Annotated in this window: 15 protein-coding genes and 1 other annotated feature (1 of these 16 cut by a window edge); of the genes, 8 read left to right on the top strand and 7 right to left on the bottom strand. The window is 48.0% G+C overall.

Going from position 1 to position 17,137, the window contains the following annotated elements; all coding sequences use genetic code 11:
• Positions 1–53 (bottom strand) — a sequence feature (His leader region) (it extends 64 nt beyond the left edge of the window).
• 206 nt (positions 54–259) lie between these two features.
• Positions 260–607 carry a hypothetical protein gene (locus tag BFC18_RS08570; protein WP_070125149.1) on the top strand — a complete coding sequence of 116 codons (348 nt, stop codon included), beginning with the start codon at positions 260–262 and terminating at the stop codon, positions 605–607.
• Positions 608–742: 135 nt separating this feature from the next.
• Positions 743–3,460: a M16 family metallopeptidase gene (locus tag BFC18_RS08565; RefSeq protein ID WP_070125148.1), complete on the top strand. Its 2,718-nt coding sequence runs from the start codon at positions 743–745 to the stop codon at positions 3,458–3,460.
• Positions 3,461–3,548: 88 nt separating this feature from the next.
• Here the strand turns inward: BFC18_RS08565 and arsB are convergent, their stop codons facing one another.
• The 7 genes from arsB to BFC18_RS08530 all read right to left on the bottom strand — a co-directional run bounded on the left by arsB (position 3,549) and on the right by BFC18_RS08530 (position 10,222).
• Positions 3,549–4,565 (bottom strand): ACR3 family arsenite efflux transporter, encoded by a 1,017-nt coding sequence (gene arsB, locus BFC18_RS08560; RefSeq protein ID WP_070125147.1) that lies wholly within the window; start codon positions 4,563–4,565, stop codon positions 3,549–3,551.
• Between the two features lie 10 nt (positions 4,566–4,575).
• Positions 4,576–5,292, bottom strand: a complete 717-nt coding sequence (gene arsH, locus BFC18_RS08555; RefSeq protein ID WP_070125146.1) for an arsenical resistance protein ArsH — start codon at positions 5,290–5,292, stop codon at positions 4,576–4,578.
• On the bottom strand, positions 5,292–5,765 hold the full coding sequence (locus tag BFC18_RS08550; protein ID WP_070125181.1) for an arsenate reductase ArsC: 474 nt from the start codon (positions 5,763–5,765) through the stop codon (positions 5,292–5,294). The genes arsH and BFC18_RS08550 overlap by 1 nt, the downstream gene beginning before the upstream one ends.
• A gap of 31 nt (positions 5,766–5,796) precedes the next feature.
• Positions 5,797–6,075: a metalloregulator ArsR/SmtB family transcription factor gene (locus BFC18_RS08545; RefSeq protein WP_425388364.1), complete on the bottom strand. Its 279-nt coding sequence runs from the start codon at positions 6,073–6,075 to the stop codon at positions 5,797–5,799.
• A 347-nt stretch (positions 6,076–6,422) separates the two neighbouring features.
• Positions 6,423–6,998 (bottom strand): lipid-binding SYLF domain-containing protein, encoded by a 576-nt coding sequence (locus tag BFC18_RS08540; protein ID WP_425388363.1) that lies wholly within the window; start codon positions 6,996–6,998, stop codon positions 6,423–6,425.
• Between the two features lie 224 nt (positions 6,999–7,222).
• Positions 7,223–9,142, bottom strand: a complete 1,920-nt coding sequence (locus tag BFC18_RS08535; protein ID WP_070125145.1) for a methyl-accepting chemotaxis protein — start codon at positions 9,140–9,142, stop codon at positions 7,223–7,225.
• Positions 9,143–9,334: 192 nt separating this feature from the next.
• The gene (locus BFC18_RS08530) at positions 9,335–10,222 is read right to left on the bottom strand and encodes a TraB/GumN family protein (RefSeq protein WP_070125144.1); all 888 of its coding nucleotides are present in this window, start codon (positions 10,220–10,222) and stop codon (positions 9,335–9,337) included.
• A 134-nt stretch (positions 10,223–10,356) separates the two neighbouring features.
• Between BFC18_RS08530 and BFC18_RS08525 the strand changes: the two genes are divergently transcribed.
• The 6 genes from BFC18_RS08525 (at position 10,357) to BFC18_RS08500 (ending at position 16,625) form a co-directional block, all read left to right on the top strand.
• On the top strand, positions 10,357–11,259 hold the full coding sequence (locus BFC18_RS08525; RefSeq protein ID WP_425388362.1) for a sulfite exporter TauE/SafE family protein: 903 nt from the start codon (positions 10,357–10,359) through the stop codon (positions 11,257–11,259).
• Between the two features lie 121 nt (positions 11,260–11,380).
• Positions 11,381–12,694 carry an alpha-amylase family glycosyl hydrolase gene (locus tag BFC18_RS08520; protein WP_425388361.1) on the top strand — a complete coding sequence of 438 codons (1,314 nt, stop codon included), beginning with the start codon at positions 11,381–11,383 and terminating at the stop codon, positions 12,692–12,694.
• Positions 12,695–12,795: 101 nt separating this feature from the next.
• Positions 12,796–14,709, top strand: a complete 1,914-nt coding sequence (yoaA, locus tag BFC18_RS08515; RefSeq protein ID WP_070125142.1) for a DNA repair helicase YoaA — start codon at positions 12,796–12,798, stop codon at positions 14,707–14,709.
• Between the two features lie 10 nt (positions 14,710–14,719).
• Positions 14,720–15,394 (top strand): tRNA (adenosine(37)-N6)-threonylcarbamoyltransferase complex dimerization subunit type 1 TsaB, encoded by a 675-nt coding sequence (gene tsaB / locus BFC18_RS08510; RefSeq protein ID WP_070125141.1) that lies wholly within the window; start codon positions 14,720–14,722, stop codon positions 15,392–15,394.
• A 91-nt stretch (positions 15,395–15,485) separates the two neighbouring features.
• Entirely contained in the window at positions 15,486–15,791 is a 306-nt protein-coding gene (locus BFC18_RS08505; RefSeq protein ID WP_070125140.1) for a hypothetical protein, read from the top strand.
• A 123-nt stretch (positions 15,792–15,914) separates the two neighbouring features.
• Positions 15,915–16,625, top strand: coding sequence for a Slp family lipoprotein (locus tag BFC18_RS08500; protein ID WP_070125139.1), 711 nt, complete (start codon positions 15,915–15,917; stop codon positions 16,623–16,625).
• Positions 16,626–17,137 lie beyond the last annotated feature (512 nt).

Raw genomic sequence — 17,137 nt, 5'->3', positions numbered from 1 at the left:
AATAACCTTCCAGCACAAACCTGAAAGGCTATGCTTTATGATGGTGGTGATGGTTCGCAGCGCAATTAAACATGTAACGTAATTCTTTCCAATCTTTAGACGCGGCAAACATTAGCTAATCGGCTGCGCTAAATCAACCCCAAAACGGCTTTTTTAGGGAATTATTAGACCAAATGTTTGGTCATAAGTTATATCCTTCAGTTTAAAGGGGTGAAACTGACGTGTTTGTGAAAGGATTGTCATAAATGGAAGCGAAATTATGGTAAATGATTTGCTGTTTCCCATTCTTCCCCGGGATAGCCGTGCGCGGGTTCAATTTCGAAATCGCGTGCAAAAAATTGGCAAGATTACCCGTATTGAAGCGCTTGGTGAACATGAACGAATGGAGCACGATGAAGAGCGCCGTGTCAGCAGCGAACAGGAGCGGAAGCAATATCAGCAGAACCGCCATGAGCATGATGACTTGTATGGCCGGGATGGGCATATGGCCGAAGAACATGAGGCCAAGGAAAACAATGCACATCTGAAAGAGGAGCAGGAACATCAGGATGCTGAACCAGATGCAGAAAATGGAGATAAAATTAAGCATCTGGATATTTATATTTAGTAACGTTTTTTTCGTCACACCCAGTTCAAATATCCGCTAGTATAAAAATTGGCCACAAAGACGTTGGCCGGGTTGTGGCTTATACATGGCCGCTTCGCTTCAATGCCCCTAAAATAATTACTACGGACAGAACTCATGAAAAAGACGCTTCTGCTGGCCGCTCTCGCGGTTACGCACACCAGCCTATTTGCGCAATCTATCGACGTTAAGAGTCTCGAAATTCCCCACACACGCTATGAACTCGACAATGGATTAACCTTACTGGTTCACGAAGACCATAAGGCGCCGATTGTGGCGGTTTCGGTGTGGTACAACGTAGGCTCAAAAGACGAAAAACCAGGCAAAACCGGTTTTGCCCATTTGTTCGAGCACCTTATGTTTAACGGTTCTGAGAACTATGACGGCGAATACTTTAAGCCGTTCGAACAGGTCGGTGCCACCGACATGAACGGAACCACCTGGTTTGATCGCACGAATTATTTCCAGAACGTGCCGTCTACGGCTGTCGATTTGGCGCTTTGGATGGAATCGGACCGCATGGGGCATTTACTCGGGGCGATTACGCAGGAAAAGTTGGATAACCAGCGTGGCGTTGTACAGAACGAGAAACGCCAGGGCGATAACTCACCATATCGTAAAGCTGAATATAGTTTGCTGGAAGGGATTTTTCCGGAAGGCCATCCGTATCGCTGGAGCACCATTGGCTCCATGGAAGATCTCAATGCCGCGAGCCTGGACGACGTGAAAGACTGGTTTAAGCAATATTACGGCGCGGCGAATACCGTTATTGTACTGGCCGGTGATATTACTGCTGAAGCCGCCAAACAAAAGGTCGAACATTACTTCGGTGATATACCGCCAGGGCCGCCAGTCAAACGCCTGAGATCTTATGTGCCGGAAAAAGAAATCAGCAGCTATGAAGAAGTCTTCGATAAGGTCGCTGCCGAGAGAATTTATCGCGTGTGGCCGGTGGCAGGTCGTACTACCGATGATATTGAAGCACTGAACCTGCTGGCAAAAATTGCCGGTGAAGGTAAAACATCGCGCCTTTATCAACGTTTGGTTGAAAAAGAAAAACTGGCTACCGGCGTCAGTGCTTATGTTGAAGAACACACCCTTGCCAGTATTTTCAATGTAGAAGTGACGCTGGCAGACGGCGCTGATGAAGAAGAGGTTTCCGCTATCATTGATGAAGAAATCACAAAGCTGGTGAAGTCTAAGGTAACCAAGTCTGAGCTGGACGGTGCCCGTATGCGCACGTTGTCGCGGACGATTCGCGGTATGGAGAAAATCGGCGGCTTCGGTGGAAAGGCAAACGTGCTGGCCGAAGGTGAGCTTTACGCCGATGATTCAAATCACTATATGGAGAGTCTCGAGCGCTATGCCGGTGCAACACCAAAAGATCTCAACGAGGTCGCAAAAGCGTGGCTGAGCGGCGGGTTTCATCAGGTGATTGTGCGTCCGTTCCCCAATTATGCTGTGAGCAGTGAAAGCGCAGATCGCTCTACATTGCCTGAAGTCACCGAAATGCCTGAACTTGCGTTCCCGACGCCTGAAGAGTTCAAGCTGGACAACGGCATTTCCGTTTATTTTGTTAAGCGGGATGCGGTGCCTGATGTTTCCATGCGCGTGGTGTTTAACAGTGGTTACGCCGCTGATGCCAATGGCTATCCGCTGGGAACGTCTTCTATGACCATGCGAATGCTGGAAGAGGGCAGTGGTAAAACTGATGGCGAGGCATATAAAACTGAAATGGATAGGCTGGGTGCAGCCAGTTATTTCGGCGCATCGCTGGACAGTTCTTATGCCCATCTACAATCGCTGACGGCGAATCTGAAGCCTGCACTGTCGCTTTTCAGTGAAGTGATTCAAAAACCGGCAATGCGAGATAATGATCTGACTAAGCTGAAGCCAATCTGGCTGTCGAATATCGCACAGGAGAAATCTCAGCCCGTTCAGCTTGCTTTCCGGGAACTACCGCCGTTGCTGTTCGGTAACGATCATCCTTATGGCATGCCGCTAACCGGTTCCGGTACCAATGAGTCAGTGGGCAACATTACCACTAAAACGCTGAAAGATTTCCATAGCACCTGGTTACGTCCGGATAATGCGCAAATCATCGTGGTAGGCGATATTGAGAAATCGACGCTGAAAGCCATGCTGAACGATAGCTTCGGTGAATGGAATGTTTCTGGTAAAGCCGGTAAAAAAGAGATTGCTGATGTGCCGCAAGTGAAGGGCCGGACGTTCTATCTGGCTGATCGCCCGGACTCACCGCAGTCGTTGATTCTGGCGGGTAAATTAATTCCCTCGATTACCGATGAAGATGCGCTGGCAATCGACACCGCTAACGCTATCGTTGGCGGCAAATTCACGGCACGTCTGAATATGAATCTACGTGAGGACAAAGGTTGGGCCTACGGTGCCCGTACCATGTCGCTGACCACGGCGGGTATGCGTCCATGGTTCGCCTATGCGCCGGTTCAGAGCGATAAAACCGTTGACTCTATTAACGAAATCGACCGTGAAATGAAAGAATATAACGGTAAGAATCCGGCTACAGCAACTGAGCTTTCGGAAACGGTTACTACCGAGGTTCGCAAGCTGCCGGGTTCATTTGAGACTAACAACAGTGTGCTTTCTGAAATTCAGTCCAGTCTGATGCAGGGTAAACCTCTGAATTATCCAATGCTGCTACAGCAGGAATATGACAAGCTCACGCTGGAGGATGTACGCGAACAGTCTGACCTATTTACCACCGACAATATTGTCTACATGATTGTAGGGGACGCTTCGTTGTACAAAGCAGAACTTGAGAAAATGGGCAAAGTGGTGATGCTCGACATCGAGTAATCTTCTACTTTGAAAAAACAAAGGCAGTATCTGATTGAATCCAGACACTGCCTTTTTTTATTGTGAATTTTGTTTGGTTGCGGCGAATTCAGGCAAACCAATGTCGAGTTCGATTAGCAAACCACACCAGCGACAACATCACCGGCACTTCAACAAGCACACCCACAACGGTCGCCAAGGCTGCGCCGGAGTGCAAGCCAAACAGTGAAATGGCGACGGCCACTGCCAGCTCGAAAAAATTCGAGGTGCCAATCATACAGGCCGGTGCGGCCACCTGATGCGATAGCCCCATTTTTTTCGCCAGCCAATATCCAATAGCGAAAATACCATAAGTCTGGATAAGCAGGGGAATCGCTATTAGAACAATGGCCTGTGGATCGGCGATGATGGTTTCAGACTGAAAACCGAACAATAGCACCACAGTGGCCAGTAAACCAATAATCGACCAGGGTTTCATGGTGGCAAGAAAACGGTTTAACCGCTGGTGGTTGTTGTGGTTATCCAGCGCTTTGCGAGTGAATACGCCGGCCACCAGTGGAATTAATACGTACAGTACAACAGACAACAGCAACGTATCCCAGGGAACCGTGATATCGGTTACGCCAAGCAGAAAAGCGGCCAGAGGCGCAAAGGCAAAAATCATGATGATATCGTTTACTGAGACTTGTACCAGTGTGTAGTTTGCATCGCCTTTCGTTAGCTGGCTCCATACAAATACCATGGCCGTGCAGGGCGCTACACCCAGTAAAATCATACCGGCAATGTATTCGCTGGCGGTTTGTGGGTCGACCCAATCAGCAAACAGGCCTTTAAAGAACAGCCAACCCAAAAACGCCATAGAGAAGGGTTTTACCAGCCAGTTGATCACAAGCGTTAATACCAATCCTTTAGGTTTTTTACCCACATCTTTGATAGAGGAAAAGTCCACCTGTACCATCATCGGATAAATCATCAGCCAGATAAGAACCGCAATTACCAGATTTACATGGGCATATTCCAGCCCAGCTACCGCTGCAAATAAATCCGGAAACAGACTGCCTGCCACCAGACCCGTAATAATGGCGAGAGCAACCCAGACCGATAAAAAGCGTTCAAATAATCCCATTATCCTGCCCTTAGATTGATTTTTGGTTTACGCGTTTGCTGAGCTCTTCAGCACTTTCAACCCGTTCAGAATAGCGGTCGACAAAATAATCTTTGTTGCCACGCAGCATCAGGGTGAATTTCATCAGCTCTTCCATCACATCCACAACGCGGTTGTAAAAAGGCGACGGCTTCATTCGTCCATCTTCTTCAAATTCGAGGAAAGCTTTAGGCACCGACGACTGATTAGGAATGGTGACCATGCGCATCCAGCGACCTAAAATACGCATCTGATTAACCGTATTAAACGACTGTGAACCACCGCATACCTGCATCAGCGCAAGGGTTTTGCCTTGGGTGGGACGCATACCACCAATACTTAACGGCACCCAGTCAATCTGACTTTTGAAAATACTGGTCATTGCGCCATGTCGTTCTGGCGAACACCAAACCTGGCCTTCAGACCACATCATCAACTCACGCAATTCTTTTACTTTAGGATGGTGCTCATCTTCGGTATCGGTTTGGGGGAGCCCTTCGGGATTAAACACCTTCGCTTCAGCACCCATGGCGGTAAGCAAACGGGCAGCTTCTTCCACGAGAAGGCGGCTGAATGAACGGACCCGTAATGAACCATAAAGCAGTAAAATGCGTGGCTTGTGCGTGAGCGATGATGGGGCGCAAGCATCGAATGTTGGCGCATGCCACTGGCCCTCATCAATATTTGGCAGATCTGTTATCTTAGTCATCAGGCTTGTGCCCCCAGTGTCTGTAAAGCGGCGCGAAGTGCAGATGGATCGTTGCTGTGTGTCGCAATGCTAAGCAATTCACAGGCACGCTTTTCGATGATGTCGATGCAGGCAAGGAAAGCCGCTTTAATTTCATCTTCTGTACCGGTTACCTTCGACGGGTCAGAAAGTCCCCAATGGGCTTTTACGCTTTTCCCAAACCATACCGGACAGGTTTCGCCAGCGGCAGAGTCACAAACAGTGATCACTAAATCAGCCTCAAATGCCTCGAATTCATCCCAGGACTGACTGCGCAAATTCTCAGTGTGATAGCCCGTTTCTTCTAAATACTTCACTGACAGCGGGTGCACTTCACCAACGGGCTGACTACCCGCACTGCGCGCCTCAATCACACCTTCGCCTATTTTATTGGTGATGGCTTCACTTAAAATGCTGCGACAACGGTTGTGTGTGCAGATAAATAATATTTTCATCATATTCCTTGCTTAATGTTTTCAGTCGCGGTTAACAGCAGCGTGAGTCACTGATCTGACAGCGGGTGAACTTTGCTTTAAGGGCGTCAAATTCATTATTTTGACAATCAACCGCTGTGCTAATAATAGTGCGTGCAGCCTTTGATAATTCAGGCTGTAAGCGGTAATACATCCATTTCCCCCGACGCTCATCGAGCAAAATGCCGCACTTTCGCAGCTGCGCTAAATGGCGGGATATTTTGGGTTGGTCCAGGGCCAGCGCTTCCATAAGTTCGCACACACACGCCTCGCCAAAGCAATGAATTAACATCACACACTTAAGGCGGGTATCGTCGCTTAGGCATTTAAATAGTTGCAGTACATCCATAGAATGAATCAAATTACACATACGTTTTTTCACATATGTGTAATTTCACATGTGTTAGCTCGCATGTCAATAAGGAGAGTTAACGGTTAGTGATATAGGCGTATTATTTGATGTTGTGATTGATCCAGAGCTTTGGCCATATCTGTTGCCACCGCTTCCAAGCAAGACCTATGTACAGGACTTTGCCATAGAAGCGATGCACAATGCGACGTTAATTCGCGGGTGTCTGTTACCATTTCAGGCGTTTCATCATATCTGAGTTGTCACCGTGTCTGGTTTGTTAGCTGAAATTAGTTGAGGGCTTTGTCTACCCAGAATTTTGTGCCTTTCACTGTTGCTTGTAGCGATAGACCAGATTCTGTCAGCGTATACACAGTGATATCGCCGAGATAGCCTTCACCTTCAACGGAAACCCCCTTCTGACCCGCTTTAGCTGTTGCATCGGCATTGCCGCCGGCTGTCCAACCATTCTTTTCGAAGTAATCCATAGCCTTGCGAGAATGGAATACCATGACTATGCGGTAATCTTTTGCACCAATCCCTAAACCGACACCGCCTTCAGCCATGTTCATATAGACCTGACGACCGGTGGCATTATCGTTCACCACGCCGTAGCCTGTTCCGGCAGAAACAAAAATCACATTCACGTTGGCATTACTGAACACAGCATAGCCTGGTGCCGTTTCGATTTGGGCACGAACATCAGGTTTTTCTTTATACAGTTTAGCCAGCGCGACATCTTGCATGGTAATAATCGCTTCTCGTTTCTCAGCTATGGTGCCTTGACCCATTGACGCACAACCAGAAACCGCGACAATCGTCGCCAGTACCAGTGCGCTTGTTATCATTTTTATTTTACTTTTCATTCATTACTCCTTTAAAGCAGCCTGATGCCAACTTGCTGAACAGGCAATTTGTCTTTCGACAAGATTGTTATAAGCGTTGACTGCAATTAATGTGCAAAGTATAGAAAAGTTAAATCTATCATTGGTTTATGTGGTGGGATAGAGATTTACAGTTCTTTTAACAATTAAAAAGCGGCGCAAATTGCCGACACATTGTCGGATTTACACCGCTTATTTAACTACAATTAAAAGCGATAACGTTTGAGCTGCTCTTGCATTCGCGAAATTTGCTGCACCAGTTCTTCACAGTTATCAGACACCGTTTGCGCATGCTGCAGATTTTCCTGACCCGCGCGCTGAATACTGTCTAACCGACCGGAAATACCTTTAGAAACGGCGGCTTGTTGCGTCGCCATGGATGACGTTTCCTGGTTCAATTCAGAGATAGTCGCCACAGCGGTAAGCGCTTGTTGCAGAGTTTCTCCGGCTTTCTGCGTGACTTCCACGGTGTTATAAGCATTGTCTTTATTCGATTGCATACGCTCAGAGGCATCACGACTACCTTGTTGCAGGCGTTCGATCATCACTCTGATTTCTTCGGTAGAACTCTGTGTTCGGCTGGCGAGTGAACGAACTTCATCGGCAACCACCGCAAAGCCCCGGCCTTGTTCACCGGCGCGCGCTGCTTCAATAGCCGCGTTAAGCGCAAGTAAGTTTGTTTGCTCAGCAATATTGCGGATGACATCCATGACACCGCTAATTTCTTCGCTAGAGCGGGCAAGTTCGGTGATTACCTGTACTGATGCGTCGACTTCCTGGGCTTGCTTCTCGATGTCAGCAATGGTGGCTTTGAGTACATTCACACTGTTTCGTGTATCGGTATCGGCAGCGCGGGCGGCGTCGCTTGAGCGAATAACTATGTTGGACACGGCTTCTGCGCTTTGGTGCATTTCCGTGATCGCGCCCGTAATGGCATCCGTTTCGTTAGTAAGTGACGCTACCGTTGTTTTAGCGCCATGAGCGGTATCGTTCAACGTTTGTGATTTCGCCAGCATGGTTTGTGTGGTTTGACAGACTGTCTGTAAGGTTGTTTGCAGCTGCTCTAACAGATTATTAAACGCTTTAGCCATGCGGCCAAATTCATCATCGTTTTTCACATCGAAACGGAAGGTGAGGTCACCTTCACCACTGGATAAATCGCTGACCACTTTTTGGAATTCGTCGAGAGGCTGACCAACAACCCGTTTAACCAGTATCACCAGGGCGATAAGGATAATGGCGCCTGCGAGCAAAATTTTGACCAGCAGGTGGAGAATCGCAGAGGTCAACATGCCGGATTTTTCGCTTTCCGATTCAACCAGAATGATGTCGTAACCCCATTTTTTAAAAGGTACCACTGTGGTTTTCCAATCGCCGCGATTTGCCAAAGCTTCGTCTACGTCTGACATCTTTACATGTGAAGAGTGCATTCTGACATTGCCTTTCGCGTCTCTAAGCGCCACAAAACCCTTATCGAGAATGTGACTGGACGAAATAGCTTCTTCCAACACTTTTAGATCGGCTGAATAGCCCACGTACCAAATACCAATAACCTGATTCGATGCATTAAACATGGGCTCGTAGCCAGTGAGGTAGGGGCTACCCAGAATATCGACTTCACCATAGTATGCCTGGCCCTTTTTTATCATTGCCATGGCTTTGCCCTGAGGTGCTAATTTAGTACCGATGGCGCGCTGTCCGTCCTTAATAACGTTGGTGCTCACTCGAATGTAGTCGTCGCCAGTCTTACTAAATAAGGTTGCTGTGCCGCCCATTATTTGCGTAAGGCCGTCTACCAACGCAAAATTATTTGCTTGTGTTTGGTTACCAAGGTAGAGCTGATTGGCACTGGTTTCTTTGACCATTGCCGTTCCCCGTTGAGACGGTATGCCAATAGCTTGTCCACGCTGTTTTAGCAGCGCCATACTACTTGTAACGCGTTCACTCATTATCGAATCGGTAACGGTGAATATGTTCAGCAAGCGATTAGTAGTTGCATCAACCTGTGAAGTGATCCGTTCATCAATGTCTGTTTTAATCGCACTCACGGTAACGATACAAATTACAATGGTGAAAAGGGCGATAACCGCAGAAATAGAAATTAAAAACTTACGCTTAATAGACATGGAAACTCCGACAATGCTTATCTCTCAGCTAAGCAAAGCTCAATAAGGCCCGGACCAGTCGCGTCAGATCCGGGATGTTCTCGTTGGGTCATGCTGTAAGAATAGTTTAAAACTTCAAATGGAGAGAGTTTTTATTTCATCTGATTGTATTTTTATGTAGTGAAACAAAAACTAAGCATTTATTTGTACTATTTACTGGAGCTGATGCACGGTGAAACCTTTGGTTTCTAACATGCTAAGCACGCCATCGGGGCCAGCCATGTGCATGGTGCCTACCAACACAAACTCGGTTTCGGGCGTAGCCAGATATTCTTCTATTTTCGGCAGCCAGGCTAAATTACGCTTTGTCAGTACGTTGGCGTAGACTTGCGGGTAATCGTTTTTGAATGTGTCCATCGATGAATCAAACAACTGGTTCATGTTGCCATTGCGCCAGGCTTGCTTCATGGGTTCCAGGGTTTCAGACATGGTGTCCAATTCTTCAAGAGAGTAACGAATATAAGCATCTTCTTCGCCTTCCCCAAGCTTAGACAGGATCTCAAGTTGTTGAGTGGGCGTTTCAAACCAGTCTACCCGTTTTTCATCGGCATCTGCTTTGGTGAAGAAGAAGTTATCGACGCCGGGATTGGTAAGTCCGGCATGCTGAAGCGCCATCATAGAAAGTGTTATACCGAGAAACGACGGTTTCATTTTTTCTACCTGCGTTACACTCACACCGTAGCGAGCAAGATAGGTTTTCAGTTGTTGGTACGTATCTTCACTTAAATCGTCGCGAATGGTTCGTCCGTTCTTGTAGGTCATTAATTGTTGTGTTTGCTCAACAAACTGAGGAGAAACGAGTGCCGCCAGGTCGGTTTCGAAAACCAGTAAATCGGAAGCCTGGTAAGCGACATCGTATTGTTGGGGCAGAGGATAATCATCAGGACTCAGAATGTGCAAGGTACCACCAAGATAAATCGTATTGTCACCTTTGGAAACCTGCCATACGGAGGCTGCTTGGCAGGATAATGCAGTGAGCAGAAGGGTGGTGAACAAGCTGGAAAGAAAAACTGGCTTAAAGCGGCCCCTGATATTTCGCATTTGGTGAACTCCTTTGCTACGATTCCCTATTTATTCGCTATGCAATTTACTGCTAATGTCACCAAAGTACAAACCGCATTATGATTCTACGCCCCGGTGGCGAAAAAATGATCGAATTTGAGAAGTAACTATCTGTGTCCATTCTGTTAAACCGTTTTACCGTACCTTCTATTCTGCTGCTTGTGTGGGGCGTGGTGTTTTTTAGTCAGGCTGAACCACTTACCCTGGCTACAGATTTTGGTGGCTTTCTCGTGCTTGGTGTCATCGGGGCTATTTTCGCCAACGCCACGGGCGCCGGAGGAGGCGTTGTCTTTGTACCCGTATTTAACCACTTAGGATTTGCACCGGTAGATATTGTGGCCACCAGCTTTGCCATTCAATGCTGTGGTATGACTGCCGGGGCATTAAGTTGGTGGGGACATTTTACGCATGCTGAAAGGCAAAATGCGCAATGGTCGGTTTTACCGCAGGTGCTTGTGCTTTCCATACCTGGTTCGGTATGTGGTTTACTTATGGCGCAGTACGCAGCGAGCAGTGTGCCTTTTCTCTCAGCCATTCAAGGCAATGTGGACGATTTACACCTTGGCTTTGGCGTATTTTCGGTATTTCTAGCCCTGGTGATTTTTGCCAGTATTCCGCTGCTGCGTAAAACCACATTCAAATCGGAAATGACTGGTGTGGAAGTATTACTGCTACCTGTGGTGGGGTTCGTCGGCGGCGCGATTACCGCATGGTTATCTGTGGGTGTTGGTGAGCTCGTTGCTGTGCTACTTATTTTGCGAGGTTTTAGCGTTACCATGGCTATTGCAGTGGCGGTTATCCTCTCTGCGGTATCCGTGTGGTTTGGTGTCATTTATCATGTTGTTGAAACGCAGGCGGTAGCCTGGCAAGTGGTATTATTTGCAGGCGCAGGGGCTATCATCGGCGGCCGCTTGGCCCGGTATGTGGTGCTGGCATTTTCGGTACAAAAACTGAAATTGTTTTTTGGTTTTTGGGTACTGTTACTTGGCTTAAGTGGCTTGCCGGTTTTTTATTAGCATCAATAATGTTGCATGGCATGACAAACTTTTCCTCTATTGCAGCGTAAACAATGTATTGCCGGTGAAAACCTGCGAATGCAAATGCGAGGGAATTACCGGCGTTCAATCTTAAAAGGGAATGAAGATGGCAGAACCGTTTGTACCGCAAAATCGCTATCAGGTGTCACAACCTGAATGGTCAAAAAATGCTGTTGTTTACCAGGTTAATACCCGTCAGTTCAGCAGCAATGGCGATTTCGACGGCGTGCGGGAAGGCTTAGCACGGATCAAGGCACTCGGTGCCGATATTATTTATTTGATGCCGGTAAATCCCATTGGCGAAATGAATCGCAAAGGTGAGTTGGGAAGTCCTTATTCGGTAAAAGATTACTACGCCATCAACCCGGAGTTTGGCGATGCCAGCAGTTTTGAGAAGCTGGTAAAAGCCGTGCACGCGCTGGGCATGAAGCTGATCCTCGACTGGATCCCGAACCACAGCGCTTGGGACAACCCTTTAACCGTTTCTCACCCAGACTGGTATGCCCGGGATCACAAGGGGAATTTCCGCCCATCCCCCTGGTGGGATTGGGACGACATCATCGAATTCGATTACAACGTACCCGCACTCCGACGTTACATGGTGGAAGCCATGTGCTATTGGGTAGAGCATTTTGACATTGACGGTTTCCGTTGTGATGTTGCCGGGTATGTGCCCAATGATTTCTGGGCGCAGGCGCGGGTGGCGTTAGATACCATTAAACCGGTTTTTCTGCTGGCGGAATGGGAAAATCGCGATTTGCATGAAAAAGCCTTCAACATGTCCTATGCATGGAGCTGGAATGAGGCGCTACATGAAATCGCTCATGGGCAAGCGCCGGTTGACCGGTTAAGAAAGTATTATTCCTGGAATGAGCGTAGTTGGCCAAAATCCGCTTACCGGATGACATTCGTTAGTAACCACGACAAAAACGCCTGGGATGGGACGCAACACGAGCAATTTGCCAACGCGTTAGAAGCGGCGATTGTGTTGTCTGTAACCGGTGAAGGTGTACCACTCATCCATAATGGTCAGGAAGCGGGGGAATCGAAACGATTAGCGTTCTTTGAACGGGACCCCATCGAATGGCAGGAGCATCCCATCGGTGATCTGTACAGACAACTCATTGCGCTTAAAAAACGGACTACAGCGTTATGGAACGGTGAATACGGTGCCACAATGTTGCAGGTGGTGTGTAACGATTTATCTCGTGTTTTCAGTTATGTACGGCAAGACGATAACGGCAAGGTGTTAGTCATCCTTAATTTGTCAGCTGATGTGGTTTCGCCTACCTTCGATGCCGATTTATACAATGGCCAATACATTGATGTGCTCAGTGAACAGCCCGTGGAACTGGATGCCTCTCAACCGCCAATTTTGTCGCCATGGGCGTATCGCGTTTATGAAGCCGTTTAAAAAAACGCCTTCGATAATCCATTCTTCCGGGCAGTGAAAAGCTGCCCCATTTTTCTGATAATTCTGGCATACTACGCGCTTTAAATTTTTAGTTGTGATCTATGCCTTCTGTTTCTTCAATTTTCACTGCTGACGGATTATTGGCTCAGGCGATACCTGGCTTTATGCCCCGTGCAGCGCAGACCGATATGGCGCTGGCGGTGAAGTTAGCGCTGGACGACCAACACAGCCTGATTGTAGAAGCCGGAACAGGTACCGGTAAGACCTTTGCTTATCTAGGCCCCGCGCTACTGGCTGAAGGTAAAGCGATCATTTCCACCGGTACCAAAAACCTGCAAGAACAGCTTTATCACCGTGATTTACCGGTAATGAAGAAAGCGCTGGGAAGTCGCCGTAAAACGGCATTGCTGAAAGGCCGCGCCAACTATTTGTGTCTGCATAGAATGTCACAGCACGGTGGAAATTCTGTGCTGGTGGAAAAAGAAGTGCTGGGGCAGCTTTCTACCGTGCGCAGTTGGGCAGAAACCACTAAAACCGGTGATGTAGGGGAGCTGAAAACCCTCCCAGAAGATGCCAAAGTATTGCCGCTTATCACCTCCACGGTGGATAACTGCCTGGGGCGGGACTGCCCAGCCTATGAAGATTGTTATCTTGTAAAGGCGCGTCGAAAAGCGCTGGAAGCCGACATCATTGTGGTTAATCACCATTTGTTTTTCGCAGACATGGCCTTAAAAGATACCGGGTTTGGCGAGCTGATCCCCGAGGCTGATGCCATTATTTTTGATGAAGCGCATCAAATCCCAGACATTGCCAGCGACTACTTTGGTGAATCGTTGTCGACCCGACAACTGCAGGAATTGGCAAAAGACATCAACGTACTTTATCGCACCGTGCTTAAAGACGCCGACCAACTGGATAAATCTGCCGAGAAATGCCGAATTGCTGCTGCAGATTTACGCTTACTGTTCCCGGAACAGCCGGAAAAAGGCAACTGGGCGGAAGCCCTCGACAGGCAAGACGTGCAAACGCAGATTTCCCGTCTGACCGACGGCATTGCGGTGCTCTACGAAGTCATTAAACTGCACTTGGGCCGTGATAAAGATCTCGACAATATTTATGAACGTGTAGCGCAAACCCGTGACCAGCTTGCAGCGTTGTGTGATGGCCTGCAGGATGGGGTTAGCCTGTGGTATGAAACTACCCAGCGTCATCTTATTCTGCATTTGACACCGCTCTCTATTGCGGCCAAGTTCCGTCGTTTCATTAATGCGGTGCCACGCGGCTGGGTGTTTACGTCTGCCACCCTTACCGTTGATGGTGGATTCACGCATTTTCAAAAGCGGATGGGCCTGGATGATGCCAGAACCCTGGAATTAGAAAGCCCGTTTGATTACCGCGAACAAGCCATTTTATGTGTGCCCCGGTATTTGCCTGAGCCAAACAGCTTCAGCATGAAAGATACCTTATTCGAAACGGCTAAACGTTTAATTGCCGCCAGTAAAGGCCGATGTTTCTTGTTGTTTACCAGTCACGCTATGTTGCGTGAAATTGCTAAACGTTTGGAATTTGCCGTAGACAACACTTTGCTGGTTCAGGGCACCACCACAAAACAAGCGTTGCTCGATGCATACCTTGCCGACGAACAAGCCGTATTACTGGGTACCGGTGCCTTCTGGGAAGGGGTTGATGTTCGTGGAAACGACCTTATATGCGTGATGATTGATAAACTGCCCTTTGCCTCGCCAGACGACCCGTTGTTACAGGCCAGAATGGATGATGTGAAAAAGCGGGGGGCAAACCCGTTTGCCGCCATTCAAATTCCACAGGCAGTTATCACCCTTAAACAAGGGGCAGGGCGTTTAATTCGCGACCCTACCGACAAAGGGGTGTTGGTTATTTGCGATAATCGCCTGGTAACCAAAAATTACGCGCAGACATTTATTGCCAGTCTGCCTGACATGAAACGTACCCGCTCACTCGATGTGGTTGAGTCATTTTTAAAAACCATCGATTAACAGGAATTGTATGAACCTTCTTGCTATAGATACCGCCACAGAAGCCTGTTCAGTGGCTGTGAGAACTGAACAGGGTGATTTTCATCGGTTTGAAATCTGTCCTCAACAACACAGCCAGCGTTTGCTGCCCATGGTAGATGAGGTGCTTAAAGAGGCTGGCCTTACGCTAAAAGAAATTGATGGTCTGGTTTATGGTCGTGGCCCGGGGAGTTTTACAGGAGTGCGCATCGCAACCGGTATGATTCAGGGGTTGGCTTTGGGCTCAGGTTTGAAAGTGGCTGGGGTGAGTACGCTTGCTGCTATGGCGCAACAAGTCTTTGAATCACAGGGGAGCGCATCGGTTGCAGTGGCTATTGATGCGCGAATGAGCGAAGTGTATTTTGCACAATATCAGGCTGAAAACGGGCTAGTACAATTGTTGGGTGAAGAGATGGTTTGCCCGCCCGAACATGCTGCGTCTTTGCTTAGCGATAGTGCAAGTCCAGCAGGTACTGGATGGGCAGCGTACTCGGAACTCACAGCCAAGTGCGGCCTTGAGGTAGCGGTTTTGTATCCCGATGCACGCTTTATGTTAAGCCTCGGCGAACAGCAATTTGCTCTAGGCGATGTAAGCGAAGCTGAACACATTGAGCCGGTTTACTTACGCGATAAGGTCACCTGGAAAAAGTTGCCTGGAAGAGAGTGATGGCGCAATTTTTGCTTGACTTGTTTCTCAATATTGGCTCTCATTGTATAAAATGTAATCGATAAATTGTAAGGGTTAACGCGTTTACATTATGGAAATCCAATCTGGCTTTGGCATCATCAGACCGGAACAGGCTCCGCAGCGCGGACAGCCTGAGCGTGTTGATGCCCGTCAGAAAGATCAGGCTCAACCGCTCGAGGGCATTGTTGAGCTAAAACCTATCCGCAACGATGCCTCTGACGACGTATTAAATTCTGCACGCAAATTTCAACAGCAAACCGGTTATGATCAGCCTGAAGGTAAAGGCAGACAAGCTGTTGCGGCTTACCAAAGTCTGGAGCGGGAAGCGCAACGGGACAATATCCGTGAATTACTCGGCGTTGATCTTTACGCCTGATGCGATAAGGCGTTAACCTTCTTAGTGCTTCATTCGTATAATGTTTAAGAATATCTACTGTTCAGCTAGCATTCAGCTTGCGGTAGGATAATGAACATGCCTATCAAATATTCAGGAACTACTATGCTGCGTTCTCTTTTCTTATTAGCTGCAATTGCATTGGCAACAGGTTGCTCTGTTGTTCCGGACGACATCGATTTGCCTGACGATACGAATCTTGTTTCGTATAACCGCGCTGTAACCGGCGGGGATTCTGTAATCGGACAAACTGCTCGATGGGGCGGGATTATTGTTGGGGTGGAAAATAAACCCGAGAAAACCTTTGTCGAAATCGTTAATTTCCCTTTGAATCATTACGGAAAGCCTAACGCGGGTGAAGAGACTATCGGTCGCTTTAAAGTCGCAATGGACGGATTTGTTGATCCTATTCATTTTGAAAAAGGGCGCCTGGTGACGTTTGTGGGTGAAGTGCAAAAACCTATTGCCGGCATGGTAGGTGAGCAACCGTACATGTACCCATTATTAAACGGTGATAATTATCATATGTGGCGTAAGAACTCGGTTAACTATATCAGTCCGCTGTTCTTTGATTACCGCATGGGCTGGTACTCTCCGTTCTATTACGGTGCTTACAGACCGTTCTCTACGCCTTGGGGCTTTGGAATCTATGATGGTTATTATCAGTACAGCAACGGGCCAGCTATTCGTATGAGAAAAACATCTATCAATAACGTGGGCAGTTCTTTACGCTCAAACCGAAGCGGCGTATCGAGTCGCGCAGCTCCACGGCCAACTTCAAGCGCAACGCGATCTGTTGTGAGAAAAGAACAGTAATAAAATGCGGAAGTGTTTTTCCTAACAGAGCGGCAAGAGATTGCCGCTTTTTTGTTTGCCCAGCGAAGCTGGCAAACCCGTCAGGTTGAAAGAAGCCTGAATCACCCTGACTGAGGGGAAGATAATCCGAATGGCAAGGGCGTTGCTGGCTAACGGCAGGGTCTGAAGGAAGCCATAGGAAGTTAGAAGTACACAACGAAAGTGAACCTGATTCGGCAATGCAGGAGGGTAAGCGTGCAAAATAGCGTGAAGCCCGATACTCGGTCAGTCCTGTATTGTGCTTGAGGGTGGGATTTCTAACAGGGAGCCAGTGCAGTAACTGGGGAAGCCTGACACCGTCTCTGGTGATAAACCAGAAGCATCTGTACGAGAGGAAACTCAAGGCAGGTGTTGGTGCGAGGTGGCAGATGATGCCGTAGTAGTGAGTAAGGTCCGGCCTGAGAAAGCCAGTAATGGTGTGGAGGATAAAACCGGACTGACCATCTGCATTAAGTCAGATGGGGTCTTTACAG

Origin of the sequence: Alteromonas confluentis (genome assembly GCF_001757105.1) — a bacterium.
In the GTDB taxonomy this organism is placed as follows: domain Bacteria; phylum Pseudomonadota; class Gammaproteobacteria; order Enterobacterales; family Alteromonadaceae; genus Alteromonas; species Alteromonas confluentis.
Note: the sequence above shows the minus strand (reverse complement) of the source record. Positions and strands in the feature narration are given on the sequence as shown.

Coding starts and splice junctions, on each gene's coding strand:
- BFC18_RS08570 (WP_070125149.1), top strand. CDS start 260: ATGGTAAATGATTTGCTGTTTCCCATTCTTCCCCGGGATAGCCGTGCG.
- BFC18_RS08565 (WP_070125148.1), top strand. CDS start 743: ATGAAAAAGACGCTTCTGCTGGCCGCTCTCGCGGTTACGCACACCAGC.
- arsB (WP_070125147.1), bottom strand. CDS start 4,565: ATGGGATTATTTGAACGCTTTTTATCGGTCTGGGTTGCTCTCGCCATT.
- arsH (WP_070125146.1), bottom strand. CDS start 5,292: ATGACTAAGATAACAGATCTGCCAAATATTGATGAGGGCCAGTGGCAT.
- BFC18_RS08550 (WP_070125181.1), bottom strand. CDS start 5,765: ATGAAAATATTATTTATCTGCACACACAACCGTTGTCGCAGCATTTTA.
- BFC18_RS08545 (WP_425388364.1), bottom strand. CDS start 6,075: ATGTTAATTCATTGCTTTGGCGAGGCGTGTGTGTGCGAACTTATGGAA.
- BFC18_RS08540 (WP_425388363.1), bottom strand. CDS start 6,998: ATGAAAAGTAAAATAAAAATGATAACAAGCGCACTGGTACTGGCGACG.
- BFC18_RS08535 (WP_070125145.1), bottom strand. CDS start 9,142: ATGTCTATTAAGCGTAAGTTTTTAATTTCTATTTCTGCGGTTATCGCC.
- BFC18_RS08530 (WP_070125144.1), bottom strand. CDS start 10,222: ATGCGAAATATCAGGGGCCGCTTTAAGCCAGTTTTTCTTTCCAGCTTG.
- BFC18_RS08520 (WP_425388361.1), top strand. CDS start 11,381: ATGAAGATGGCAGAACCGTTTGTACCGCAAAATCGCTATCAGGTGTCA.
- yoaA (WP_070125142.1), top strand. CDS start 12,796: ATGCCTTCTGTTTCTTCAATTTTCACTGCTGACGGATTATTGGCTCAG.
- tsaB (WP_070125141.1), top strand. CDS start 14,720: ATGAACCTTCTTGCTATAGATACCGCCACAGAAGCCTGTTCAGTGGCT.
- BFC18_RS08505 (WP_070125140.1), top strand. CDS start 15,486: ATGGAAATCCAATCTGGCTTTGGCATCATCAGACCGGAACAGGCTCCG.
- BFC18_RS08500 (WP_070125139.1), top strand. CDS start 15,915: ATGCTGCGTTCTCTTTTCTTATTAGCTGCAATTGCATTGGCAACAGGT.